This is a genomic window from Streptomyces sp. NPDC001056 (genome assembly GCF_053598955.1).
In genome coordinates this window covers 120,344-145,029 of the sequence record NZ_JBSFLI010000011.1, presented here as the reverse complement: position 1 = coordinate 145,029, position 24,686 = coordinate 120,344, and the positions used below count along the sequence as shown (strand labels likewise).

At 72.2% G+C, this 24,686-nt stretch carries 25 protein-coding genes; 15 read left to right on the top strand and 10 right to left on the bottom strand.

The window, feature by feature from the left end; genetic code table 11:
* Positions 1-30: 30 nt before the first annotated feature.
* From ACWDD7_RS16030 to ACWDD7_RS16020, 3 genes are all read right to left on the bottom strand, one after another.
* A complete protein-coding gene (locus ACWDD7_RS16030) occupies positions 31-855 on the bottom strand; it encodes a DsbA family protein (RefSeq protein WP_450457742.1) in 825 nt (274 codons plus the stop codon).
* Between the two features lie 74 nt (positions 856-929).
* Complete coding sequence (locus ACWDD7_RS16025; RefSeq protein WP_351873842.1) at positions 930-1,613, bottom strand: hypothetical protein; 684 nt, start codon at positions 1,611-1,613, stop codon at positions 930-932.
* A gap of 89 nt (positions 1,614-1,702) precedes the next feature.
* Positions 1,703-3,028, bottom strand: coding sequence for a DUF2252 domain-containing protein (locus tag ACWDD7_RS16020; RefSeq protein WP_450457741.1), 1,326 nt, complete (start codon positions 3,026-3,028; stop codon positions 1,703-1,705).
* Positions 3,029-3,252: 224 nt separating this feature from the next.
* Here ACWDD7_RS16020 and dnaE point away from each other — a divergent pair, with 224 nt between their 5' ends.
* Positions 3,253-6,792 (top strand): DNA polymerase III subunit alpha, encoded by a 3,540-nt coding sequence (gene dnaE, locus ACWDD7_RS16015; protein WP_351873836.1) that lies wholly within the window; start codon positions 3,253-3,255, stop codon positions 6,790-6,792.
* A 95-nt stretch (positions 6,793-6,887) separates the two neighbouring features.
* Here the strand turns inward: dnaE and ACWDD7_RS16010 are convergent, their stop codons facing one another.
* Positions 6,888-7,067, bottom strand: a complete 180-nt coding sequence (locus ACWDD7_RS16010; protein WP_285553863.1) for a hypothetical protein — start codon at positions 7,065-7,067, stop codon at positions 6,888-6,890.
* Between the two features lie 225 nt (positions 7,068-7,292).
* Between ACWDD7_RS16010 and ACWDD7_RS16005 the strand changes: the two genes are divergently transcribed.
* From ACWDD7_RS16005 to ACWDD7_RS15990, 4 genes are all read left to right on the top strand, one after another.
* Positions 7,293-8,513, top strand: a complete 1,221-nt coding sequence (locus ACWDD7_RS16005; protein ID WP_450457740.1) for an NYN domain-containing protein — start codon at positions 7,293-7,295, stop codon at positions 8,511-8,513.
* A 190-nt stretch (positions 8,514-8,703) separates the two neighbouring features.
* Positions 8,704-9,717: an ABC transporter ATP-binding protein gene (locus ACWDD7_RS16000; RefSeq protein ID WP_351873828.1), complete on the top strand. Its 1,014-nt coding sequence runs from the start codon at positions 8,704-8,706 to the stop codon at positions 9,715-9,717.
* A gap of 73 nt (positions 9,718-9,790) precedes the next feature.
* Positions 9,791-10,612: an ABC transporter permease gene (locus tag ACWDD7_RS15995; RefSeq protein WP_450457739.1), complete on the top strand. Its 822-nt coding sequence runs from the start codon at positions 9,791-9,793 to the stop codon at positions 10,610-10,612.
* A 34-nt stretch (positions 10,613-10,646) separates the two neighbouring features.
* Complete coding sequence (locus ACWDD7_RS15990) at positions 10,647-11,303, top strand: AAA family ATPase (protein WP_450457738.1); 657 nt, start codon at positions 10,647-10,649, stop codon at positions 11,301-11,303.
* Positions 11,304-11,332: 29 nt separating this feature from the next.
* Here ACWDD7_RS15990 and ybaK read toward each other — a convergent pair whose 3' ends face one another.
* The 4 genes from ybaK to ACWDD7_RS15970 all read right to left on the bottom strand — a co-directional run bounded on the left by ybaK (position 11,333) and on the right by ACWDD7_RS15970 (position 15,461).
* Positions 11,333-11,839 carry a Cys-tRNA(Pro) deacylase gene (gene ybaK / locus ACWDD7_RS15985; protein WP_450457737.1) on the bottom strand — a complete coding sequence of 169 codons (507 nt, stop codon included), beginning with the start codon at positions 11,837-11,839 and terminating at the stop codon, positions 11,333-11,335.
* An 11-nt stretch (positions 11,840-11,850) separates the two neighbouring features.
* Positions 11,851-12,591 carry an LON peptidase substrate-binding domain-containing protein gene (locus ACWDD7_RS15980; protein WP_450457736.1) on the bottom strand — a complete coding sequence of 247 codons (741 nt, stop codon included), beginning with the start codon at positions 12,589-12,591 and terminating at the stop codon, positions 11,851-11,853.
* 11 nt (positions 12,592-12,602) lie between these two features.
* Entirely contained in the window at positions 12,603-13,688 is a 1,086-nt protein-coding gene (locus ACWDD7_RS15975) for a hypothetical protein (RefSeq protein ID WP_450457735.1), read from the bottom strand.
* Between the two features lie 195 nt (positions 13,689-13,883).
* Positions 13,884-15,461 (bottom strand): oxidoreductase, encoded by a 1,578-nt coding sequence (locus tag ACWDD7_RS15970; protein WP_450457734.1) that lies wholly within the window; start codon positions 15,459-15,461, stop codon positions 13,884-13,886.
* Positions 15,462-15,656: 195 nt separating this feature from the next.
* Between ACWDD7_RS15970 and hisD the strand changes: the two genes are divergently transcribed.
* The 10 genes from hisD to ACWDD7_RS15920 all read left to right on the top strand — a co-directional run bounded on the left by hisD (position 15,657) and on the right by ACWDD7_RS15920 (position 23,615).
* Entirely contained in the window at positions 15,657-16,982 is a 1,326-nt protein-coding gene (gene hisD, locus ACWDD7_RS15965) for a histidinol dehydrogenase (RefSeq protein ID WP_351873807.1), read from the top strand.
* A complete protein-coding gene (locus ACWDD7_RS15960; protein ID WP_450457733.1) occupies positions 16,979-18,091 on the top strand; it encodes a histidinol-phosphate transaminase in 1,113 nt (370 codons plus the stop codon). Before hisD ends, ACWDD7_RS15960 begins: the two co-directional genes overlap by 4 nt.
* A complete protein-coding gene (gene hisB / locus ACWDD7_RS15955; protein WP_351873802.1) occupies positions 18,088-18,681 on the top strand; it encodes an imidazoleglycerol-phosphate dehydratase HisB in 594 nt (197 codons plus the stop codon). The genes ACWDD7_RS15960 and hisB overlap by 4 nt, the downstream gene beginning before the upstream one ends.
* 3 nt (positions 18,682-18,684) lie before the next feature.
* Positions 18,685-18,849: a hypothetical protein gene (locus tag ACWDD7_RS15950; protein WP_285553840.1), complete on the top strand. Its 165-nt coding sequence runs from the start codon at positions 18,685-18,687 to the stop codon at positions 18,847-18,849.
* Positions 18,840-19,490, top strand: coding sequence for an imidazole glycerol phosphate synthase subunit HisH (gene hisH, locus ACWDD7_RS15945; RefSeq protein WP_450457731.1), 651 nt, complete (start codon positions 18,840-18,842; stop codon positions 19,488-19,490). The genes ACWDD7_RS15950 and hisH overlap by 10 nt, the downstream gene beginning before the upstream one ends.
* Positions 19,491-19,493: 3 nt before the next feature.
* Positions 19,494-20,219 (top strand): bifunctional 1-(5-phosphoribosyl)-5-((5-phosphoribosylamino)methylideneamino)imidazole-4-carboxamide isomerase/phosphoribosylanthranilate isomerase PriA, encoded by a 726-nt coding sequence (gene priA, locus ACWDD7_RS15940; RefSeq protein ID WP_351873796.1) that lies wholly within the window; start codon positions 19,494-19,496, stop codon positions 20,217-20,219.
* Positions 20,216-20,611 (top strand): RidA family protein, encoded by a 396-nt coding sequence (locus ACWDD7_RS15935; RefSeq protein ID WP_450457730.1) that lies wholly within the window; start codon positions 20,216-20,218, stop codon positions 20,609-20,611. The genes priA and ACWDD7_RS15935 overlap by 4 nt, the downstream gene beginning before the upstream one ends.
* 6 nt (positions 20,612-20,617) lie before the next feature.
* Positions 20,618-21,388 carry an imidazole glycerol phosphate synthase subunit HisF gene (hisF, locus tag ACWDD7_RS15930; RefSeq protein WP_351873790.1) on the top strand — a complete coding sequence of 257 codons (771 nt, stop codon included), beginning with the start codon at positions 20,618-20,620 and terminating at the stop codon, positions 21,386-21,388.
* 126 nt (positions 21,389-21,514) lie between these two features.
* Complete coding sequence (locus ACWDD7_RS15925) at positions 21,515-22,105, top strand: ArsR/SmtB family transcription factor (protein WP_351873787.1); 591 nt, start codon at positions 21,515-21,517, stop codon at positions 22,103-22,105.
* 259 nt (positions 22,106-22,364) lie between these two features.
* The gene (locus ACWDD7_RS15920) at positions 22,365-23,615 is read left to right on the top strand and encodes an MFS transporter (RefSeq protein ID WP_450457728.1); all 1,251 of its coding nucleotides are present in this window, start codon (positions 22,365-22,367) and stop codon (positions 23,613-23,615) included.
* A gap of 3 nt (positions 23,616-23,618) precedes the next feature.
* Here the strand turns inward: ACWDD7_RS15920 and ACWDD7_RS15915 are convergent, their stop codons facing one another.
* The gene (locus tag ACWDD7_RS15915) at positions 23,619-24,017 is read right to left on the bottom strand and encodes a VOC family protein (protein ID WP_351873781.1); all 399 of its coding nucleotides are present in this window, start codon (positions 24,015-24,017) and stop codon (positions 23,619-23,621) included.
* A 16-nt stretch (positions 24,018-24,033) separates the two neighbouring features.
* Positions 24,034-24,669, bottom strand: coding sequence for a TIGR03085 family metal-binding protein (locus ACWDD7_RS15910; RefSeq protein WP_351873778.1), 636 nt, complete (start codon positions 24,667-24,669; stop codon positions 24,034-24,036).
* Positions 24,670-24,686: the final 17 nt, after the last annotated feature.

Here is a 24,686-nt window from a genome sequence, read left to right as displayed (position 1 = left end):
GCACTCCGCTTTCCGGGCGTGGCTGAGGGATTACTGGCCCAGCGCCTTCTGGAGCGCGGTGTTGAATTCACCGACAGACATGGGGGCGTTCTGGCCGTCGCGGCCGGTCAGCTTCTTGCCGTCCATGAGAAGCGTAGGAGTGCCACTGAAGTTGTACTTTTTCCCGTCCGCGTTGAACTTGTCGTTCATGAGCAGCGCCCACTTGTCGAACGTGCCCTTCTTGACGTCGTTCTGGAACGCCGTGTTGCCCTTGAGCGCGCTGACCGTGTCGGCCACCTTGATCAGGTAGGCGTCGTCCTTGAACTTGTCGTCCTGCTCGTTCGGGTGCCACTTCGTGGAGTACAGCGCGGTCTTGTAGTCCAGGAACGCCTGGGGGCTGACGTTCAGCGCTGCGCCGAGCGCGCTCAGCGCGTTCTTCGAACCCACGCCGGGGAGGTTCACGTCGATGAAGGTGGCTCCGACGTACTGGAGCTTGTACTTGCCGGCGTCGACGTCCTTCTTCACCGTCGGTCCCACGGCCTCCTCGAACTGGGCGCACACCGGGCAGCGCGGGTCCTCGTATGTCACGAGGGTCTTCTTGGCGGTGCTCTTGCCGATGACGACGGTCGTGCCGTTCGCCCCGGTGGTGTTGGCCGGCTTGACCAGCTTCTCGTTCTTCACGGCGTCCCACCCGCTGGGCTTGTTGGCCTGCACGACGGCGTAGCCGATGCCGCCCGCGGCGGCCAGGACGACCACGACGCCGCCGGCCACGATCGCCTGCCTCCTCGCCTTGTCGCGCTTGGCCTGGCGTTCGCGTTCCTGGCGCAGCCGCTCGCGGGCCGCCGTCTTCGCCGTCTGGCTGTTCCGCTTGCTCATGTCGGTGTTCTCCCTGGGGGACGCGCAGCTGTCGTGCGCGGAAGGACGGGTGGAGGGTGCTCGGTCGCCGCCGCTCAGTGAGCGGCGAGCGGGGCGGAGCACGGTGGTCCACGCCGGCCCGGGGAGTGGGCGAGAAGGCGGTCGCGGGCGTCGGCCCGGCGCGGGGCCGGGCGGGGCGGCCGGCGGTCCGGCAGGAGTCGTACGGTGATCGCGGCCACCGCGAGCAGCAGCGGCCGGAAGGAGGCGGCGGCCACCGCGCGCAGCAGCTGGACCAGCGCCCGCTCGCCCCGGCGCAGCCAGGCGGCGGCCAGCAGGCCCACGCCGATGTGCGCGGCGAGCAGCAGCCAGGCGGTGGCCGGGCCGGGGTCCTCCAGCAGCCCGGCCGTCTGGCCGCGGCTCACCTGGGCCAGCGGGGTGCCCACGGCGCCGCCGTGGCACAGCAGGTCGAAGCCGAAGGCGTGCAGGGGACCGGCGACCGGGCCGCCCGCCCGGCCGTAACACGTCTGCTGGCCGGTGGTGAACACCGTGTCGGCGGCCAGTTCCAGCGGGATCAGCAGGGCCGCGATCCGGCCGAAGCCGCGCTCGCGGCCCGCCAGCGCGTACGCGCCGGCGAAGACGCCGGCGGCGACCGCGGCCACGGTCGGCGCCGGCAGCGGCGCCCGGGACAGCAGCACGTGCGACGCGGTGCCGAGGGTCACGACGAAGGCCGTGAACAGCACCGCGCGTACGGCTCTGAGCTGGGTCCCGGATATGTCCATAGCGATAGCAGAGTCTGTCACGAACCGGAGTAAGGGACCCCTAAAGGGGGCCTGTGAGCAGTCGCACGCTATCGCCTCGGAGCGATGTCCTACAGCCCCGGGATGCGGCCGTTGCGGAACAGGTCCACGAAGATGTGGTGGTCGGCGCGCGTGCGGGCGCCGTAGGCGTGCGCGAAGTCCGCCAGCAGGGGCGCGAAGCCCTCCTCGTCGGCCGCGATCGCCGCGTCGATGGCCCGCTCGGTGGAGAAGGGCACCAGGGACTCGCCGGAGGTGTCGTCCGCCGCCGCGTGCATCGTCGCCGTGGCCCGGCCCAGGTCGGCCACGACCAGCGCGATCTCCTCCGGGTCGTCGATGTCGCCCCAGTCCAGGTCGACCGCGTACGGCGAGACCTCGGCGACCAGCTGGCCCGCGCCGTCCAGCTCGGTCCAGCCCAGCCACGGGTCGGCGTGCGCCTGCAGGGCGCGCTGGGAGATCACCGTGCGGTGGCCCTCGTGCTGGAAGTACCCGGCGATGGCCGGGTCGGTGATGTGCCGGGAGACGGCCGGGGTCTGGGCCTGCTTGACGTAGATCACGACGTCGTTCTCCAGGGCGTCGCTGTGGCCCTCCAGGAGGATGTTGTACGACGGCAGCCCGGCCGAGCCGATGCCGACGCCCCGGCGGCCCACGACGTCCTTGACCCGGTAGGAGTCCGGGCGGGCCAGCGAGGAGTCCGGCAGCGTCTCCAGATAGCCGTCGAAGGCCGCGAGGACCTTGTAGCGGTCGGCCGCGTCCAGCTCGACGGTGCCGCCGCCCGGCGCGAAGCGGCGCTCGTAGTCGCGGATCTCCGTCATCGACTCCAGCAGTTCGAAGCGGGTGAGCGAGCGGGCCGCGCGCAGCGCGCCCAGCAGCGGGCCCTCCGCGGTGTCCAGGGTGAACGGTGGCACCTCGTCGCTCTTGGCGCCGGTGGCCAGGGCGTGGATCCGCTCGCGGTAGGCGGCCGCGTAGACCGTCACCAGCTCGGTGATCTGCTCGTCGCTGAGTGCCTTGGCGTACCCGAGCAGCGCGACCGAGGCCGCGAAGCGCTTCAGGTCCCAGGTGAAGGGGCCGACGTACGCCTCGTCGAAGTCGTTGACGTTGAACACCAGGCGGCCGTACGAGTCCATGTAGGTGCCGAAGTTCTCCGCGTGCAGATCGCCGTGGATCCACACGCGCGAGGTGCGGTCGTCCAGGTAGGGGCCGCCCCGCTTCTCGGCGTCGATGTCGTGGTAGAAGAGGCACGCCGTGCCCCGGTAGAAGGCGAAGGCCGAGGCCGCCATCTTCCGGAACTTCACCCGGAACGCGGCCGGGTCGGCGGCCAGGAGCCTGCCGAAGGCGGTGTCGAATACGGCGAGGATCTCCTCGCCGCGCTGCTCGGCGCTGAGCTTAGGGACCGACATCGCGGGATGCCTCCTGGTGCGGGAGTGGTGCGTCACTGTGCGTTCATGGGTACGACAGCGCTTTCGCCGTCTCCAACGGGCGACGCCACGCGGGAGTGCCCGGTTCCCGCCCGACCGTACGCGGAGATCCGCTCCCCCTGTCAGTGGCAGGGCATAGGATTCGACGCTGTCCCCCAGAGTGTCCGTCCGCCCGTCGCCTGACGTTTTCCGTTGGAGGCCATACCGTGTCAAAGCCGCCGTTCACGCACCTGCACGTCCACACCCAGTACTCGCTGCTGGACGGTGCCGCGCGGCTGAAGGACATGTTCAACGCCTGCAATGAAATGGGCATGACGCACATCGCCATGTCCGACCACGGCAACCTCCACGGCGCGTACGACTTCTTCCACTCCGCGCAGAAGGCCGGGATCACCCCGATCATCGGGATCGAGGCATATGTCGCCCCCGAGTCCCGGCGCAACAAGCGCAAGATCCAGTGGGGCCAGCCGCACCAGAAGCGCGACGACGTCTCCGGCTCCGGCGGTTACACCCACAAGACGATGTGGGCGGTGAACCGGACCGGGCTGCACAACCTCTTCCGGCTGTCCTCGGACGCGTACGCCGAGGGCTGGCTCCAGAAGTGGCCGCGGATGGACAAGGAGACCATCGCCCAGTGGTCCGAGGGCATCGTCGCCTCCACCGGCTGCCCCTCCGGCGAGGTGCAGACCCGGCTGCGCCTCGGCCAGTTCGACGAGGCTCTCAAGGCCGCCGCCGAGTACCAGGACATCTTCGGCAAGGACAAGTACTTCCTGGAGCTGATGGACCACGGCATCGACATCGAGCACCGGGTCCGCGACGGCCTCCTGGAGATCGGCAGGAAGCTCGGCATCCCCCCGCTGGTCACCAACGACTCGCACTACACCTACGCCCACGAGGCGGGCGCCCACGACGCGCTGCTGTGCATCCAGACCGGCAAGAACCTCTCCGACCCCGACCGCTTCAAGTTCGACGGCACCGGCTACTACCTGAAGTCCACGGACGAGATGTACGCCATCGACTCCTCGGACGCCTGGCAGGAGGGCTGCGCCAACACGCTCCTCGTGGCCGAGATGGTGGACACCACCGGCATGTTCGAGAAGCGCGACCTGATGCCGAAGTTCGACATCCCCGAGGGGTACACCGAGGTCACCTGGTTCAAGGAGGAGGTCCGCCGCGGCATGGAGCGCCGCTTCCCGGGCGGCATCCCCGAGGACCGCCAGAAGCAGGCGGACTACGAGATGGACGTCATCATCTCGATGGGCTTCCCCGGCTACTTCCTCGTGGTCGCCGACTTCATCATGTGGGCGAAGAACAACGGCATCGCGGTCGGCCCCGGCCGAGGCTCCGCGGCCGGTTCGATCGTCGCCTACGCCATGGGCATCACCGACCTCGACCCGATCCCGCACGGCCTGATCTTCGAGCGGTTCCTCAATCCCGAGCGCATCTCGATGCCCGACGTCGACATCGACTTCGACGAGCGCAGGCGCGCCGAGGTGATCCGGTACGTCACCGAGAAGTACGGCGCCGACAAGGTCGCCCAGATCGGCACCTACGGCACCATCAAGGCCAAGAACGCGATCAAGGACTCGGCGCGCGTGCTGGGCTACCCGTACGCGATGGGCGACCGCATCACCAAGGCCATGCCCGCCGACGTCCTCGGCAAGGGCATCCCGCTGTCCGGCATCACCGACCCCAACCACCCCCGTTACTCGGAGGCGGGCGAGGTCCGCTCGATGTACGAGAACGAACCGGACGTGAAGAAGGTCATCGACACCGCGCGCGGCGTGGAGGGCCTGGTCCGGCAGATGGGTGTGCACGCGGCCGGCGTGATCATGTCCAGCGAGACCATCACCGACCACGTCCCGGTCTGGGTCAGGCACACCGACGGCGTGACCATCACGCAGTGGGACTATCCGAGCTGCGAGTCGCTCGGCCTGCTGAAGATGGACTTCCTGGGCCTGCGCAACCTCACGATCATGGACGACGCGGTCAAGATGGTGAAGGCCAACAAGGGCCTCGACATCGACCTGCTGTCCCTGCCGCTGGACGACCCCAAGACCTTCGACCTGCTCCAGCGCGGTGACACCCTCGGCGTCTTCCAGTTCGACGGCGGCCCCATGCGCTCGCTGCTGCGGCTGATGAAGCCCGACAACTTCGAAGACATCTCCGCCGTCTCGGCCCTGTACCGGCCGGGCCCGATGGGCATGAACTCCCACACGAACTACGCCCTGCGCAAGAACGGGCAGCAGGAGATCACGCCGATCCACCCCGAGCTGGAGGAGCCGCTCAAGGAGGTCCTGGACGTCACCTACGGCCTGATCGTCTACCAGGAGCAGGTGCAGAAGGCCGCCCAGATCATCGCCGGTTACTCGCTCGGCGAGGCCGACATCCTCCGCCGTGTGATGGGCAAGAAGAAGCCCGAGGAGCTGGCGAAGAACTTCACCATCTTCCAGTCCGGCGCGCGCGGGAACGGCTACAGCGACGAGGCCATCCAGGCGCTGTGGGACGTGCTGGTGCCGTTCGCCGGCTACGCGTTCAACAAGGCGCACTCGGCCGCGTACGGCCTGGTGTCGTACTGGACCGCCTACCTCAAGGCCAACCACCCCGCCGAGTACATGGCGGGGCTGCTGACCTCCGTCAAGGACGACAAGGACAAGTCGGCGGTCTACCTCAACGAGTGCCGCCGCATGGGCATCCGGGTGCTCCCGCCGAACGTCAACGAGTCCGAGTCCAACTTCGCCGCCCAGGGCGACGACGTGATCCTCTTCGGTCTCTCCGCCGTCCGCAACGTCGGCACCAACGTGGTCGAGTCGATCATCAAGTGCCGCAAGTCCAAGGGGAAGTACGCCTCCTTCCCGGACTACCTGGACAAGGTCGAGGCGGTCGTCTGCAACAAGCGCACCACCGAATCGCTGATCAAGGCGGGCGCGTTCGACACCATGGGGCACACCCGCAAGGGCCTCACGGCGCAGTACGAGCCGATGATCGACAACGTGGTCGCGGTCAAGCGCAAAGAGGCCGAGGGCCAGTTCGACCTCTTCGGCGGCATGGGCGACGACGGTGCCGACGAGCCCGGCTTCGGACTCGACGTGCAGTTCACGGACGAGGAGTGGGACAAGACCTATCTGCTCGCCCAGGAGCGGGAGATGCTCGGTCTGTACGTCTCCGACCACCCGCTGTTCGGCCTCGAACACGTGCTGTCCGACAAGGCCGACGCGGGTATCTCCCAGCTCACCGGCGGTGAGCACACCGACGGCGCGGTGGTCACCATCGGCGGCATCATCTCGGGCCTGCAGCGCAAGATGACCAAGCAGGGCAACGCCTGGGCGATCGCCACCGTCGAGGACCTCGCGGGCTCCATCGAGTGCATGTTCTTCCCGGCCACCTACCAGCTGGTGTCGACCCAACTGGTCGAGGACGCCGTGGTGTTCGTCAAGGGCCGCCTCGACAAGCGCGAGGACGTGCCCCGGCTCGTCGCCATGGAGCTGATGGTCCCGGACCTGTCCAACGCGGGCGCCAACGCGCCGGTGGTCCTCACGATTCCGGCGACCCGGGTCACTCCGCCCATGGTCAGCCGCCTCGGCGAGATCCTCAGCCACCACAAGGGCGACAGCGAGGTGCGGATCAGGCTCCAGGGGCCGCGCAAGACCACGGTGCTCCGCCTGGACCGGCACCGGGTCAAGCCCGACCCGGCGCTCTTCGGCGACCTGAAGGTGCTGCTCGGCCCGTCCTGCCTCGCGGGCTGAACCGCCCGGCCCGACCCGGCGCCGTCGTCAGCGCGAAGGGGCGCACCCGCAAGCGGGTGCGCCCCTCGTTTCACGCAATGGGCGTCAACTGCCCTTTAGTTGTGGCCGAAGCTCTTCTGCTTCTTGCCGTGCGCGGTGTCCGAGGCGCTGCCCTGGATGTGCGACACCGGGGACTCGTGCTCCGGGGAACGCTGCGCGTGCTCGTGGGCCGGGCCGGACTGCTGCGCGGCGCGGTTCTGCGAGCCACCCTGCTTGCGGTTCTTGTTCTTGGCCATGGTGATCTGCCTCCTGTGGGGGATCTAGGGGCCAGGACCGGGACCAGATTCACATACGCCGACATCGATCGCATGTCGGACAATTACCCTGTGTGACAGGGTAGGTTGGCCGGCGGGGGCCGCAAACGCCACGCCGAAGATCGAGTTCAGGCCGTTAACCCCCGCGTGGTCGGGCAGACTCGAAGGAAGTCCGAAGCAATACCTCCCGGGAAGAGGGTGAGTCGCGTGGACCGCTGCATCGTCCTGGTGGACGCCGGGTACCTGCTGGGCGCAGCCGCCAGCCTCCTCGCGGGTGAGCCCTCGCGGTCCCGGATCACCGTCGACCACGCCGCACTGATCCAGGCGCTGCGCGAGCGCGCGGAGTCCGACACCGAGCGGCCCCTGCTGCGCATCTACTGGTTCGACGGCGCCCCCGACCGCGTTCCCCAGCCGGAGCACCGCCGTCTGCGCGTCATGCCCCGGGTCACCGTCCGGCTGGGCGCCCTCACACGCAGCGACGGACGCTGGGCGCAGAAGGGCGTGGACGCCGCCATGCACGCCGAGCTGACCGAGCTGGCCCGCAACCGGGCCTGCTCCGACGTCGTCCTCGTCACCGGCGACGGCGATCTGCTGCCGGGCATGATGGCGGCCAAGGAGCACGGTGTCGCCGTGCACCTGTGGGCCGTGCAGGCGGCCGACGGCGACTACAACCAGTCCGAGGACCTGGTCGCCGAGGCCGACGAGCGGCGCGTGCTCGACCGGGCCTGGATCACCCAGGCCGTCCGGGCGAAGGAACTGACCGGCGTCTGCGCCCCGCCGCCCGCGCCCCGGCCCGAGATCGCCGCGATCCTCTCCGCCCCGCTGCCCGAGTCCGCGCTCGCCGCGGCCGCCGAGCGCCCCGCCGGGCAGGGGGCGCGCCCGTCGGCCACCGCCGGCGAGAACGGCGGCCAGGAGCGGTCGCCCGCGTCCAAGGGCGTCCCCACCCCCAAGGACCTCGCCGCGCTGCGTGCCCCCGGCGCCGCCCAGCCCGTCCAGCACCCGGCCACCGCGACCCTGCGCTGGTCCTCCGACAAGGGCTGGGTGGACCGGCCCGGCGCGGTGCCCGAACCGGCCGAGGCCGCCGCCATGCCGACGCTCGCCCAGCTCACCACGGCCGAGCAGCGCTGGGCCGACCGCGAGGAGGACATCACCACCGTCGGCGGCGATCCGTACGAGGTGGGGCAGGTCTTCGCCCGCCGCTGGATGTCCCGGCTCGGCGACCAGAGCCATCTGCAGCGGCTGTCCCAGATGTACCCGCGCATCCCGCACCGCATCGACGGGGAGCTGTTGCGCTACGCGGCCCGCTTCGGCCTGCTCGCGCACAAGGACGACCAGATCGACGAGCACGACCGTTACGCCATCCGGGCAGGCTTCTGGCGCGAGTTCGACATCCCGGCCGCGGCGGAGCACGCGAGCGCGGGGGAGTGAGCCGGGGACGGGGCCCGGGGCGAACCCGGGTCCGAGGCCGGCGGCACGGCCCTCCGCCCGACCGTGGCGTGGCCTCTGGTCCGGACGGGGCCGCGGCACCGTCCCGACCAGGGACGAGGGCCCCGGGCGGTGGCGGCCCGGGTGGCCCCAAGGGCGAGTAAAGGCCCCCGACCCCGTACCCTCTCCCTTTGTGAGTACGCGTGTGGGGCAGGCACTTCGGCAGGACGAGGTCGTCCGCGTGCGCGGGCTCCGCAAGACCTATCCGGCCGTCAAGGGCCGCCGCGGCGCCCCGGGCACGCCCGAGGTGCGGGCCACCGACGCCCTTGAGCTGGACGTACGGCGCGGGGAGATCTTCGGGCTGCTCGGCCCCAACGGCGCCGGCAAGTCCACCCTCGTACGCCAGCTCACCGGGCTGCTGCGCCCCGACGCGGGCAGCGTCGAGATCCTCGGCCACGACATCGTGCGCCATCCCGAGCGCGCGGCGCGCCTCCTCGCCTACCTCGGTCAGGAGTCCACCGCCCTGGACGAGCTGACCGTCTCCCTCGCCGCCGAGACCACCGGACGCCTGCGCGGCCTGGACGCCCGCACGGCGCGGGCCGAGCGGGACGCCGTACTGGAGGAGCTGGGCCTCACCCCGATCGCCGGACGGGCCCTGAAGAAGCTGTCCGGCGGGCAGCGGCGGCTCGCCTGCTTCGCCGCCGCCCTCGTCGGCGAGCGCCCGCTGCTGGTCCTGGACGAGCCCACGACCGGCATGGACCCGGTGGCCCGGCGCGCGGTCTGGGCGGCCGTGGACCGGCGCCGCGCCGAACGCGGCACCACCGTCCTCCTGGTCACCCACAACGTCATCGAGGCCGAGACCGTGCTCGACCGGGTCGCCGTGCTCGACCGGGGCCGGGTCATCGCCTGCGACACCCCCGCCGGGCTCAAGGAACAGGTCGCGGGCGAGGTACGGGTGGAACTGGTGTGGCGGGAGCGGGCGCCGCTGGACGTGCCCGAGGTCGCCGTGCTGCGCGAGCGCGCGGTGGAATCGGGGCGGCGCTGGACGCTGCGGCTCGCGCCCGAGGAGGCCCGCGCCGCCGTCGCCACGGTGACCGGCGGTGCCGCCTTCGCCGCGCTGGACGACTTCACGCTCGCCACGCCCAGCCTGGAGGACGTCTATCTGGCGCTGGGCGGCGCCGCGCGGCAGGGGCTGGTGAAGGCATGAGCACACGGGCCGCACGGGCCGCCGTGCGCAACGGGGTCGGTACGACCGCCGCAGGGAAGAGGAGCTGCTCGTCGTGAGTGTCGTACCCGCGCAGGTGCTGCCGGACGGAGCGCGGACCGTGCCGGAGGCGGGGCCGGTCGCGGCCGAGCTGGCCCCCGCGGCGCGGCTGTGGCCTTCGCTGGCGGCCGTGTACCGGGCGCAGCTGTCCCGGGCCCGGGTGGCCCGGATCCCGCTGCTGTTCGTGGCGACCTTCCAGTCCGTCGGCATCACCGTGATGATGCGCGGCGTGGTCGACAACGGCTTCGAGGCGCGGTCCGTGGTGGCCGGCTCGTCCGTGCTGGTCGTCGCCTTCGTCGCGCTCAATCTGCTGGCCCAGTACTTCGGGCAGCTGCGGGCCGGCGGCGGGCTCGACCACTACGCCACGCTGCCGGTGCCGCCGGCCGCGGTGGTGCTGGGCGTGGCGGCGGCGTACGCCTCCTTCACCGTGCCGGGGACGCTGGTGACCGCCGCCTTCGGCTGTGTGCTGTTCGGGCTGCCGCTGTCCAACCTGTGGGTCCTGCTGGCCGTCGTACCGCTCGCCGGGGCCGCGCTGTCCGGGCTCGGCGCGGCGCTGGGGCTGCTGGCGCCCCGCCCCGAGCTGGCCACGCTGCTCGGGCAGCTCGGCATGTCGGCGGCGCTGCTGCTCGGGGTGCTGCCGGCCGACCGGATGCCGGAGATCGTCCGGCTGGCGCGCGATCTGCTGCCCTCCACCTACGGCGTGGAGGCGTACGCCGGCACGTTCGGGGCGCACCCGGACTGGGCCGTCGTCCTCGCTGACCTGGGGGTGTGCGCGGGGGTCGGGGTGGTCTCGCTGGCCGTGGCGGCGTGGGCGTACCGCAGGGCCGCCGTCCGGTGACGCGGCGCACAGGCCGACCTGGCACGATGGCAGGGTGACCGCACCGCTGAATCCGCCACCGCCCCCGCACGACCACTCCGCGCGCCAGGTCTGGCAGGCGCCGCCCGCCGGGGCGCCGGTCGTGGGCGCCCACGAAGAGGACGGCCCCGGGATGAGGACCGAAGCGCGCGAGGGCGCCGTGATCACCGTGCTGGTGACGGTGTGCGGGGCGCTGCTCGGGCTGCTGTGGTGGCGGTTGGCGCCGCATGTGCCGCTGGTCGGCGACCAGTCGGGCAAGAGCTGGGTGGTCTATCTCAAGGACACCGAGGGCGAGCAGGCGATCGGGGTGGACGGCACGTTCACCCTGCTGGCGCTGGCGTTCGGCGCGGTGAGCGGGCTGGCGGTGTTCCTGTGGCGCAGGCGCGGCGGCGTACCGCTCGTCGTCGGCCTGGGACTCGGCGGTCTGCTCGGCTCCCTGCTGGCCTGGCGGCTCGGCGTCTGGCTGGGCCCCACGTCGAACGTGATCGCCCACGCGCGGGCGGTCGGCAAGGGCGTCACCTTCCCGGCCCCGCTGCGCCTCGGCGCGAAGGCGGCGCTGCTGTCGTGGTCGTTCGCCGCGGTGCTGGTCCACCTCGGCCTGACGGCGCTGTTCGGCCCCCGTGACCCCGAACCGCGGTACCCGGGCGACGCGCCGGTGACGCCCGCCCCGTAGGCCCCGGCACCGCCCGGCGGGCCGCCCGCTCAGCCCCGCCCGATGGGCGCGAGCAACGCCTCCGTCAGCTTCGCCAGGTCCTCGGGCGCCAGCTCCACCTCAAGTCCCCGCCGCCCCGCCGAGACGCAGATCGTCGGATGGGCGGAGGCCGAGTCGTCCAGGACGGTGGTGAGCTTCTTGCGCTGGCCGAGCGGGGAGATACCGCCGCGGACATAGCCGGTGGTGCGCTCGGCCAGCGTCGGGTCGGCCATGGCGGCGCGCTTGCCGCCCACCGCGGCGGCCAGGGCCTTGAGGTCGAGGGTGCCGGCGACCGGGACCACGCCGACGACCAGCGCGCCGTCCACGTCGGCCACCAGGGTCTTGAAGACCCGGTCGGGGGAGACCCCCATCGCCTCCGCGGCCTCCTCGCCGTAGGAGGGGTGGGCGGGGTCGTGGTCGTAGGCGTGGACCGTGAACTCCACGCCCGCGGTGGTCAGCGCGACCGTCGCCGGAGTTCCCGCCCCTTTGCCCTGCTGCTTCTTCGACTTCTTCGCCATGGGTTCTCGACTCAGTTCAGACTGGTCGGCGTCCGCGTCAGCTCGAACGCGGGCAACGACGGCAGATTACGGATGATGGCGGTCTCGCCGCGCAGGATCTTCAGCTCGTCCCGCAGCCGGGACGCGGTGTCCGGCGCCTGAAGCAGCCGCTGCTTGGTCGGCGTGTCGTGCACCATCGCGGCCGCCACCAGGTACGACACCACGCTCGGGTCGTCCGGCAGCTCGGCGCTCGTCGCGAGCGAGCGCTCCCGCGCCCCCGCCAGCCGCTTCTGGTACTGCCGAAAGGCCCGCAGCACGCCCTCCGCGAGCGCCCCCGCCTCGTCGCCGGGCTCCTCCGCCAGCTCCTCCAGCTCGGCCGTCAGGAAGGGGCCCGAGGCGTCCACGGACAGCAGCCGCACCCGGGTCGTGCCGGTCGCGAGCACCTCGAAGGTGCCGCCGGTGCGCTCCCGGATGGTCGCCGCGTCCGCGATGCAGCCCACCTGGTGGAAGGCCGCGAGCGGGTCGGGTCCGAAGCCCGCGGCCGGCCCCCGCGCGGGCTCGGCCGTGGGGTCGGGCATGCCGGGGGCGCTCGGCGCCACCTCGTACCCGTCGCGGATGGCCACGACGGCGAACCGCCGCGGCTCCTCCTCGGGGGTCTTCAGCAGTTCGCGCATCATGGCGCGATAACGCTCCTCGAAGACGTTCAGCGGCAGCACGAGCCCCGGGAAGAGGACCGTGTTGAGCGGGAAGAGCGGCAGACGGACGGTGGTCACGGCGCCCCAGCCTAATGGTCGGCGGCGCGGCCGTGCCCGCGGTGCCCGGGCAGGACGTCCTCGGGCACCGGCAGCAGCCCGGCCGGAGCGGGCGTGTCGGCCCCCGACAGCAGGTGTTCGCGCAGGCGCAGGAAGTGGCCGAGCGGGTCGTCCGAGAACCGGTCCCAGGGGCAGGAGGTCACATACGGGCCGATCAGCCGCAGCTGGGCGCGGGCGTCCTCCCGGCGGTCCAGGCGCAGCAGCACGTACAGCAGTTTGTTGCGCACCCCCGCGGGCCACGGGTCGGCCGCCGCGAACCGCGCCGACAGGGCGATCGCGCGGTCGGCCGCCGAGTCCAGCCGCTCCCGGGCCACCCCGGGGCCGCCGCCCTCGGTCAGATAGCCGACGGCGGCCCACGCGGGAAGCATCTGCACCAGCGAGTCCGCCGGGGCGTCCTGCGCGGCCAGCTCGGCGAAGTCGAAGCACTCGCGGTGCGCGGTGCTCGGCACGTGCGGCGTGTCGCCCCAGCGCACGCAGCAGAACGCGGCCAGGTAGCGCAGGGCGGCCACATGGCAGCCGTAGTGGTGCGGGGCGCGGCGCAGCGCCGCCTCCCACAGCTCCTCGAAGTACCGGTGCCCGGCCCGCGAGCCGCGCGCGTGGTCCAGGGCGATCCGCCAGGGCACCGGGTCCCGGTCGTCGGCCCGCGCGGCGGCCGTGATCAGCGGGCTGACCTCGCGCAGCAGCTCCGCGCGGGCCGGCGAGGTCCACACCCGGTCCACGGCCAGCTGGGCCGCGACCAGCAGGGCGCCCGGGTCGTCCGGCTCGGCCGTCCGCCACTCCTCGAACCACTCCGGCCGCAGCCGGGCGAAGGCGGCCAGCCGCCGGGCGTAACGGTCGTGGTTCTCCCATTCGGCCGCGGCCCGGGTGCCGGCCAGCAGCTCGGCCGCGGCCCGGTACTCGCCCCGACCGGCCGCGACCAGCGCGGGCGAGAGCCGGTCGTCGGGCGCGTCGAGCACGGCCTCCTCCCCGGGACCGATCCCTCCGGCCGGGCGCGCGGAACGTCGGGACGGCCAGGAGCGGCGGATGAACGCGGGTAGCGGAACCATGGTGCGGACCATTGAAAGTCCGCAGGTCGGGGCCGCGCCAGAGGGTTGGGGGAAGTCGGGGAAGGTTGTACGCCCAAAGGTCAAGGGCCGGTAAAGGGCGACTGTTCGACTTTTGTCCGGCGGGAGAAGGATCTTCACGGAAGGAGGATCTTCACGGACATGTGTCCTGGTGCGTCCGGCCCGGGTCCGCGCGGACAGGCCCGCGCGTCAGCCGCGCCGCAGCAGCCGGGTCGCCCCCGCCGCCACCGTCGTCGCCAGGATCCAGCCGAGCAGGATCATCGCGGCCGCCAGCCACTGCCAGGCGCCGCGCAACTGCCACTCGCCGACCTGGCCGAGGTCGATGACCGGCAGCAGCAGGTCCAGGGTGAACAGGGCCGGGCTCCAGTAGGGGTGGTCGTCGTGGTTCATCGGGGGGTGGGCGGCATGGGAGAAAGCCAGGGTGCCCGCCGCCCAGAGGACCGCCATCCAGACCGCGGCGCGGCCGGGCCGGTAGCCGTACGCGACCGCCAGGTCCTGGGCGTAGCCCCAGAGCTTGCCCGCCAGCGGCAGCGTCTCGCGGCGTCTGCGCTGCTTGGCGAGCAGCACCTCACGGGCGTCCTCGTCCTCCCCGGCCCCCCGCAGCACCGCGGCCAGCCGCTCGTACGGCTCCGGGGCGTACTCGGCGGTGGCCGCGGCTATCCAGTCCAGGCGCCGGGTCAGCGGGAACGGCCCCTGCGGCACCAGGTTCTCGTAGGTGAAGCCGCCCATGTGCAGCCGCCCGGCGCCCGGCCAGGCGCCCGCGCGGTCCACCAGGTTCACGATCCGCGCCCCGGAGAGGACCACCTTGCCGCACTGCGGACCGTCCCCGAGGAAGCGCAGCTCGGGCGCGTGCACCCGGCGCAGCGACAGCTCCTGGTCGTCCGTGAGGGTGAACCGGGCCCGCTCCAGGTCCACCGCGTCCCCGAACCGCCCGTCGTCCAGCCGCAGCCCGCCCTGGCACTCGAACCGCTGTATCCGGGTGCCGCGCGCCGGTGTGGTGCCGCTGAGCAGCGGGTTCCCCACCCCCGCCGGGGTCAGGTACAGGGTGCGCTCCACGCTGAGCTGGGGTGCGTTCAGGGCCAGCCGGGAGTACGGGTTGGACAGCCGCGCACCGCGCAGGCTCAGCGAGACCCCGATCTGGGCGCCGCGCAGCCGCAGTTCGCCGTGCGACTCCAGCAGCTCGGCCTGGAGGTCCTGGCCGACCGACAGGCCGTCCGCCGAGATCGACCGGCCGCTGCGGTCCCGGTACACGATCGCCTGGTTGAGCAGCAGATCGGTGCCGATGCGCGCGTCGGTCAGCCGGACCCCGTTCTGGAACCGGCAGCGCGGCAGATGCAGATCGCCCTCGGTGTGCACCCGGGCCGCCTCCAGGCGCGGCACCGAGCAGTTCACCAGGCGCAGCGTGCTGAACCGCGCCTCCGGCACCAGCACCTGGTCGTCGAAGCGGCAGTCGCGCAGCTCGGTGTACGGGCGCACGCTGCCGCCCGCCAGATCCAGGGTGCCGGTGACGCGCACCCCGGCGAGCTTCAGCGCGGACACCCGCCCGGCCAGCGCCGGCGGCCCGTCCAGGAGCAGCCAGCACAGGACGCGCGCCCGCACGGACCGCTCGGGCCCCCACGGATGCCCGCCGTGCGGGTCGTCCACGACGCGGTCGCCGCTGCTCAGGTCGTACACACTGCCGTTGCGGAAGGCCTGCCACATGCCCGCCTCGGCCGCGGTCAGGTCGTCCGGCAGGTCCCCGGCGGCGAAGCCGGTCCCCTCGGTCACCGCTGTTCCTTCTTTCTCCGCTGTTCGGGTGTTTCGTCCAGCCGTTGATGCCCGCTGAGTGACACCCGGAACACCAGGGGTGAAGGGGATCTTCCGGGTTCCGGCCAGCGTATGTACCAGGCATTGGTCCATGTCCTGTATCAGCCACTGATACGTGCGGACGACGACGGACGGCGGTCTGAGAGAATTGGGACTGTGATTTCCCGAATCGATCTGCGCGGCGACGCCCTCCCCGAGGGCCCCGCCCTGCGTGACCTGCTGCCCCGAGCCGACTTCGACGTTCAGGCCGCCCTGGAGAAGGTGCGTCCGATCTGCGAGGACGTGCATCATCGTGGCGACGCGGCGTTGATCGACTTCGCGGAGAGGTTCGACGGAGTACGGCTGGAATCCGTCCGTGTCCCGGCCCAGGCGCTCGCCGACGCATTGGCCGGCCTCGACCCGCAGGTGCGTGCCGCCCTGGAGGAGTCCATCCGGCGCGCCCGCCTCGTCCACCGCGCGCAGCGTCGTACGACGCACACCACCCAGGTCGTCCCCGGCGGCTCGGTGACCGAGAAGTGGGTTCCGGTCGAGCGCGTCGGGCTGTACGCGCCGGGCGGCCGCTCCGTCTACCCCTCCTCCGTGATCATGAACGCGGTCCCGGCCCAGGAGGCCGGTGTCGAGTCCATCGCGCTCGCCTCCCCGGCGCAGGCCGAGTTCGACGGGCTCCCGCACCCGACGATCCTGGCCGCCTGCGCGCTGCTCGGCGTGGACGAGGTGTACGCGGCCGGCGGCGCCACCGCCGTCGCGATGTTCGCCTACGGCACCGAGTCCTGCCCGCCCGCCAACATGGTCACCGGCCCCGGCAACATCTGGGTGGCCGCCGCCAAGCGCTACTTCACCGGCCGGATCGGCATCGACACCGAGGCCGGCCCCACCGAGATCGCGATCCTCGCCGACGACACCGCCGACCCGGTGCACGTGGCCGCGGACCTGATCAGCCAGGCCGAGCACGACCCGCTCGCGGCCGCCGTCCTCGTCACCGACTCCCCCGACCTCGCGGACGCGGTGGAGAAGGAACTGGAGCCGCAGGTCGAGGCCACCAAGCACACCGACGACCGGATCCGCCCGGCCCTCGCGGGCAAGCAGTCCGCGATCGTCCTCGTGGACGGCGTCGAGGAGGGTCTGAAGGTGGTCGACGCCTACGGTGCCGAGCACCTGGAGATCCAGACCGCCGACTCCGCCGCCGTCGCCGACCGGGTGCGCAACGCGGGCGCGGTCTTCATCGGCCCCTGGGCCCCCGTCTCGCTCGGCGACTACGCGGCCGGGTCCAACCACGTGCTGCCCACCGGCGGCTGCGCCTGCCACTCCTCGGGCCTGTCCGTGCAGTCCTTCCTGCGCGGCATCCACATCGTCGACTACACCAAGGACGCGCTGGCCGAGGTCGCGCACCACGTGGTGACGCTGGCGGAGGCGGAGGACCTCCCGGCGCACGGTGCGGCGATCAAGGCGAGGTTCGGCTGGAAGGTACCGGAAAGCAAGTGAGCGACGTGAGGATCGACGATCTCCCCATCCGGGACGAGCTGCGCGGCAAGTCCCCCTACGGAGCGCCCCAGTTGGACGTTCCGGTACGGCTGAACACGAACGAGAACCCCTACCCGCTGCCCGAGCCGCTCGTCGAGCGGATCGCGGAGCGGGTCCGGGAGGCCGCCCGCGACCTGAACCGCTACCCCGACCGGGACGCGGTCCTGCTGCGCACCGAGCTGGCCCGGTACCTCACCAGGACCGGCGGGTTCCCGCTCACCCTGGCCAACGTGTGGGCGGCGAACGGCTCGAACGAGGTCATCCAGCAGCTGCTCCAGACCTTCGGCGGGCCCGGCCGCACCGCGATCGGCTTCGAGCCGTCGTACTCGATGCACGCGCTCATCGCCCGCGGCACCGGCACCGGCTGGATCTCCGGGCCGCGCACCGAGGACTTCGGCATCGACGTCGCCGCCGCCGGGAAGGCCGTCGCCGAGCACAGGCCGGACGTCGTCTTCATCACCACCCCCAACAACCCCACGGGCAACGCGGTTCCGCCGGAGACGGTGCTCGCGCTGTACGAGGCGGCGCAGGCGGCCAAGCCGTCGATGGTGGTCGTGGACGAGGCGTACGTCGAGTTCAGCCACGGCGACTCGCTGCTGCCGCTGCTCGCGGGCCGCCCGCACCTGGTGATCTCGCGCACCATGTCCAAGGCGTTCGGCGCGGCGGGCCTGCGCCTCGGCTACCTCGCGGCCGACCCGGCCGTCGTGGACGCCGTCCAGCTGGTCCGGCTGCCGTACCACCTGTCGGCGATCACCCAGGCGACCGCGCTGGCCGCGCTGGAGCACACCGACACCCTGCTCGGCTATGTCGAGCAGCTGAAGTCCGAGCGGGACCGGCTGGTCGCCGAGCTGCGCGCGATCGGCTACGACGTCGTCGAGTCCGACGCCAACTTCGTGCAGTTCGGCCGGTTCGCCGACGCCCACGAGGCCTGGCGGAGAATCCTCGACCGGGGCGTCCTGGTCCGGGACAACGGCGTGCCGGGGTGGCTGCGGGTCTCCGCGGGCACGCCCGAGGAGAACGACGCGTTCCTCGACGCCGTACGGGAAGTCAAGAAGGAGCTTGAGGCATGAGCCGCGCAGGGCGCGTCGAGCGCACCACCAAGGAGACCTCGGTCCTGGTCGAGATAGACCTCGACGGCACCGGGCGGACCGACATCGCCACGGGCGTCGGCTTCTACGACCACATGCTCGACCAGCTCGGCCGCCACGGTCTGTTCGACCTCACCGTGAAGACCGACGGCGATCTGCACATCGACTCCCACCACACCATCGAGGACACCGCCCTCGCGCTCGGCGCCGCCTTCCGGCAGGCGCTCGGCGACAAGGTGGGCATCTACCGCTTCGGCAACTGCACGGTCCCGCTGGACGAGTCCCTCGCCCAGGTCACCGTCGACCTCTCCGGCCGCCCCTACCTCGTGCACACCGAGCCCGAGCGCATGGCGCCGATGATCGGCGAGTACGACACCACGATGACCCGGCACATCCTGGAGTCGTTCGTGGCCCAGGCGCAGATCGCCCTGCACGTTCACGTACCGTACGGACGCAACGCCCACCACATCGTGGAGTGCCAGTTCAAGGCGCTGGCCCGGGCGCTGCGTTATGCCTCCGAGCGCGACCCGCGCGCGGCCGGCATCCTCCCGTCGACGAAGGGCGCGCTGTAACCCATGACCGGTCTGTCGACCATCCTGATCGTCGTCGGCCTCTTCCTGGTCGGCGGCATCATCTCCTTCGCCAAGCAGAAGATGCCCACGAGCCTGATCGTGCTCCTCTCCCTCGCGGCCGGCCTGTGCCTGGTCGCGGGCGTCATGCGGCTGGAGGTGTGGAATTGAGCGCTGCCGCGAAGAAGGTCGTGGTCTTCGACTACGGCTTCGGCAACGTCCGCTCGGCCGAGCGCGCTCTCGCGCGGGTCGGCGCCGACGTGGAGATCACCCGCGACTTCGACAAGGCGATGAACGCGGACGGCCTGCTGGTGCCGGGCGTCGGCGCCTTCGCCGCCTGCATACGGGGCCTGCGCGCCGCCCGCGGTGACTGGGTCGTGGACCGCCGGCTGTCCGGCGGGCGCCCGGTGATGGGCATCTGCGTCGGCATGCAGATCCTGTTCGCGCGCGGCATCGAGCACGGCGTGGAGGCCGAGGGCCTGGAGGAATGGCCGGGAACGGTCGGACCCCTGGAGGCCGACGTGGTGCCCCACATGGGCTGGAACACCGTCGACGCCCCCGCCGACTCCGAGCTGTTCGCGGGCCTGGACCCCGACGCCCGCTACTACTTCGTGCACTCCTACGCCGTCCACGAATGGACGCAGGAGACCAACAACCCGGTGATCGCCGCGCCCAAGGTCACCTGGGCCACGCACGGCAAGCCCTTCGTGGCCGCGGTGGAGAACGGTGCCCTGTGGGCCACCCAGTTCCACCCCGAGAAGTCCGGCGACGCCGGCGCCCAGCTCCTCACCAACTGGATCGGAACCCTGTAGACCATGGCCAAGCTCGAACTCCTCCCCGCCGTCGACGTCCGCGACGGCCAGGCCGTACGCCTCGTCCACGGCGAGTCCGGGACCGAGACCTCCTACGGCTCCCCGCTGGAGGCCGCCCTCGCCTGGCAGCGGTCCGGCGCCGAGTGGCTGCACCTGGTCGACCTGGACGCGGCCTTCGGCACCGGTGACAACCGCGCGCTGATCGCCGAGGTCGCCAAGGCCATGGACATCAAGGTGGAGCTGTCCGGCGGCATCCGCGACGACGACACCCTCGCCGCCGCCCTCGCCACCGGCTGCACCCGCGTCAACCTCGGCACCGCCGCCCTGGAGAGCCCCGAGTGGGTCGCCAAGGTGATCGCCGAGCACGGCGACAAGATCGCCGTCGGCCTGGACGTGCGCGGCACCACCCTGCGCGGCCGCGGCTGGACCCGCGACGGCGGCGACCTCTACGAGACGCTGGACCGCCTGAACAAGGAGGGCTGCGCGCGCTACGTCGTCACCGACATCGCCAAGGACGGCACCCTCCAGGGCCCCAACCTGGAGCTGCTGCGCAACGTGTGCGCGGCCACCGACCGCCCGGTCGTGGCCTCCGGCGGCGTGTCGTCCCTGGACGACCTGCGCGCCATCGCCGAGCTGGTACCCCTCGGTGTCGAGGGCTCCATCGTCGGGAAGGCCCTGTACGCGAAGGCGTTCACCCTGGAAGAGGCCTTGGAGGCTGTGTCGTCATGATGTCGGAAGCCGTACGGCGGGTGCAGAGCGGAAGTCCCTGGGAAGAGAGTTTCGGTTTCGCACGCGCCGTCGCGGCGGGGGACCGGGTGTCGGTGGGCGGCACCACGTCCTTCAAGGGCACGGTCCTGTACGGCGAGGGCGATCCGTACGAGCAGACCCGGATCGCCTTCGGCAACGCCCTCGAAGCGCTGAAGGAGTTCGGGCTCGGCGTCGAGTCCGTGATCCGGACCCGTATGTTCCTGAACCATGTGCGCGACGTCGACGAGGCCGGGCGGGCCCACAAGGAGTTGTTCGACTCCGTGCGCCCGGTGTCGACCCTGCTGGTGGTCGAGGGCTTCGTCGACCCGCGCATCCTGGTCGAAGTAGAGCTTGAAGCATTCAGAGGAGCCTGAGCAGTCATGACCCTGGCGGTCCGAGTCATCCCCTGCCTGGACGTCGACAACGGCCGGGTCGTCAAGGGCGTCAACTTCCAGAACCTGCGCGACGCGGGCGACCCCGTCGAGATGGCCAAGGTGTACGACGCCGAGGGCGCCGACGAGCTGACGTTCCTGGACATCACCGCGTCCTCGGGCGACCGGGAGACGACGTACGACGTGGTGCGCCGCACCGCGGAGCAGGTGTTCATCCCGCTGACCGTGGGCGGTGGCGTCCGGTCGGCCGAGGACGTGGACAAGCTGCTGCGGGCGGGCGCCGACAAGGTGGGCGTGAACACCGCGGCGATCGCCCGCCCCGAGCTGATCCGCGAGATCGCCGAGCGCTTCGGCCGCCAGGTGCTGGTGCTGTCGGTCGACGCCCGCCGCACCCCTTCCCGCGGCGGCTCGTCCGGGTCCTTCGAGGTCACCACCCACGGCGGCCGCCGGGGCACCGGCATCGACGCCGTCGAGTGGGCGCACCGCGCCGCGGAGCTGGGCGCGGGTGAGATCCTGCTGAACTCGATGGACGCCGACGGCACCAAGGACGGCTACGACCTGGAGATGATCGCGGCCGTCCGCAAGCACGTCTCCGTCCCGGTGATCGCCTCCGGCGGCGCCGGCAAGCTGTCCCACTTCCCGCCGGCCATCGCCGCGGGCGCGGACGCGGTGCTCGCCGCCTCCGTCTTCCACTTCGGCGATCTGCGGATCGGCGAGGTGAAGGAGACGCTGCGGGAGGCGGGGCACCCGGTGCGCTGACGCGGGGCGCGATCGGAGGTCGGACCCCGGTGGCCGGAGCCGCCGGGGTCTTTTCATGCCCAATACGAAAGAAATCTTGCGCAAAATATATTGCGCAAGATTTCTTTCGTATCTACGGTGGCTGTCATGACGGAGAGGGAGAGAGACCGCCGGATCAGGGACGTGGGCACGCTGAAGGCGCTCGCGCATCCGCTGCGGGCCCAGCTGTACCGCGCCCTGACCCTGGCCCGCACCGCGACCGCGTCCCAGCTGGCCGAGCAGGTGGACGAGGCGGTGTCCCTGGTCAGCTACCACCTGCGCAAGCTGGCCGAGCACCAGCTCATCGAGGAGGCCGAGCCGCAGCGCGCGGACGGGCGGGAGCGGTGGTGGCGGCCGGCGTCCGAGGGCGTCGCCATCCGGGACGAGGACTTCCGCGACGCCCCCGAGAAGGCCGCCGCGCACACCGCCGCCAGCCGCCTCTTCTTCGAGCAGCGCGCCGACATGTACCGGCGCTATCTGGACGAGCGCGCCCACTGGGGCGAGGAGTGGAACGACGCGGCGGAGTCCTCCGAGTCCGCGCTGCGCCTCACCGCCGCGGAACTCGCCGAGCTGACAGGGGAGATGCTCGCGCTGCTGCGGCGCTACGACGAGCGCGGCCGGGCCGCGGAGGCCGCCGGGGACGTGACGGGCCGCGAGAACGTCGCCGTGCACACCTACGCCTTCCCGTTCCGCGCCTGAGGCCCGCCGCGGCATCGTCACGCGCCCGCTCCGCGCCGGAACGCCGCCGCGGCACCGCGTGCCGTGCCGTGTCCGCGTGCCCGAGTGCCTTCGGCACCGTGTTCCGATCCGTTGTGGTCCGAGCGCCGCCGTGGCATCGGCGCCTTCCGTTCCGTGTCCGGGCCGCACCACCGTGCCGGTGCACCACCGTGCCCCTGCCGCGGCTCCGCGAGGAGCCCGCCCCGACCCGTTCCCCTCCCGGCCTCACCAGGAGCCCGCCTTGAGCTCGACCGTCGCGTCCACCCCCGCCGGGTCCCGGCCCGAGCGCGTCGCCCACCGGGACGGCAACGTCCTGCGCTGGCTGGGCGGTTACGTCGGCTCCGCGGTCGGCGACAACGTCTACTACCTGGCGCTGTCCTGGGCCGCCGTCCAGGGCGGCACCCCCGCCCAGGCCGGGCTCGTCACCGCGGCGAGCGCGCTCCCGCGGGCCCTGCTCATGCTGGGCGGGGGAGTGGTGGCCGACCGCTACGGGCCGCGCCGGGTCGTGCTGGCGAGCACCGGAGCGCGCACGGTGCTGGTCCTCACGGCCGCCGTACTGCTGCTCGCCACCCGCCCCGGGCTGTGGGGCCTCGGGACGGTGGCCGTGCTGTTCGGTGTCGTCGACGCGGTGTTCCTGCCCGCCGTCGGCGCCCTGCCCGCCCGGCTCGTCGGGCCTGACCAGCTCGCCCGTGTCCAGGGCATGCGCGGCCTCGGCACCCGGCTCGCCCTTGTGCTGGGCGGCCCGATCGGGGGGCTCGGCGTCGCACTGGGCGGTACCGGCGGTGCCTTCGGGCTCGCCGCCCTTCTGATGGGCACGTCCCTGATCGCCCTGTCCGCCGTGCGGGTGAGACAGCTGCCGGCGCAGGACGCACCGGCACGGCGTGGGGTCCTCGCCGAACTGCGCGACGGGCTGCGGCACATCGGGCGCGACCCCGTCCTGCGCGTCCTCGTCCTCTCCATCGCCCTGAACGACCTGGGCTTCGTCGGCCCCATGAACCTCGGCCTGACCCTGCTCTCCCAGGAGCGCGGCTGGGGTTCCGCGGGCATGGGCCTGGTGCTCGCCGGGTTCGGCGTCGGTGCCGCAAGCGCCTCCGTGCTGCTGGCCTGGCGCGGCCGTGTGCCGTGCGCCGGGCGGGTGATGGCCGCCTCGACGATCGCCGGGGCCCTCGCGATCGCCGCCCTGGCACGTGTCCCGTCCGCCGCGGGCGCGGCCGGTGCGGCCCTGGTCGTCGGACTGCTCGCGGGCCTCTCCGGGGCCCTCGCCGCCGCGCTCGTCCAGAGCAACGCGGGCGCCGCCTACGTCGGCCGGGTCACCTCGGTGTCCACGCTGGTCAGTTACGGCGTCGCGCCGCTCACCTTCCCGCTGGTCGGCTGGTCCGTGGCCCGCTGGGAGGCCGGCCCGGTGTTCGCCTCAGGCGCCGGGGTGTGCGCCCTCGGCGGGGTCGTCGCCCTCGTCGCACCGGCCCTGCGCCGCGCGGAACTGCCCCGCTGAGGCTCACCCTCTCGGCTGAACCAGCTGCACCAGATTGCCGCACGTGTCGTCGAACACCGCCGCCAGCACCGGTCCCTGCTCCCGCGGTCCGTGCGGGAAGCGGACACCCAGGCCGCTGAGGCGCCGGTGTTCGGCGGCGAGGTCGTCCACGGAGAAGACGATGCAGGGGATGCCCGCGTCGTACAGCGCACGGCGGTAGGAGTCGGCGATGGGGCCCTGGCCCGGTTCGAGCAGCAGCTGGAGGTCCGGCTGGCCGCCCTCGGGCGCGCCCACCGTGATGAACGGGGTGCCGTCCCCGAGGTCCCTGCGGGTGCGGGTCTCGAAGCCGAGGACCTCCGTGTAGAAGGCGTGCGCCTTCGCCACGTCGTCCACGTACACCCCCGTCATCGCGACCTTGATCACGGGCCGGCCTCCTTGGTCAGAACCCCAGCTGCTTGGAGGAGTGCAGTTTGTCGATCGCGTCCGCGTCGCCCTCCAGCTCCACCCGCGCCGCCCGGTCCCGGCCGAACGCGAACAGCAGCAGCTCCGACGGCTCCCCGGTCGCCGTGACCACCGGCGCGCCCTTGTGCGCCACCACGGTCTGCCCGTCCGGCCGGCGCAGCACCAGCCCCGTCGGCACCCCGCGCCCCAGCAGCCGCGCCGTCCGCTCCAGGCGCGACCACAGCGCGTCCTGGAACACCGGGTCCAGCTCCCGCGCGCTCCAGTCCGGCTGCGCCCGGCGCACGTCCTCGGTGTGGACGTAGAACTCCACCGTGTTCGCCGCCTCGTCCACCTGCTTGACCTGGAACGGCGAGAACCGCGGCGGCCCGGTACGGATCAGCTGGATCAGCTCCTCGTACGGCTTCGCGGTGTACTCCGCCATCACCTTCTCCAGGCGCCCGGCGAGCTGCTTGATCAGCGCGCCCCCGGCCGCGTCCGGGCGGCGCTCGCGCACGATCACGTGCGCGGCCAGGTCCCGGGTCCGCCAGCCCTCGCACAGAGTCGGCGCGTCCGGGCCCACGGTTTCCAAGAGGTCGGCGAACAGGAGCCGTTCACGCTTGGCGAAGGTCGACATGGGGTCAGCCTACGGCC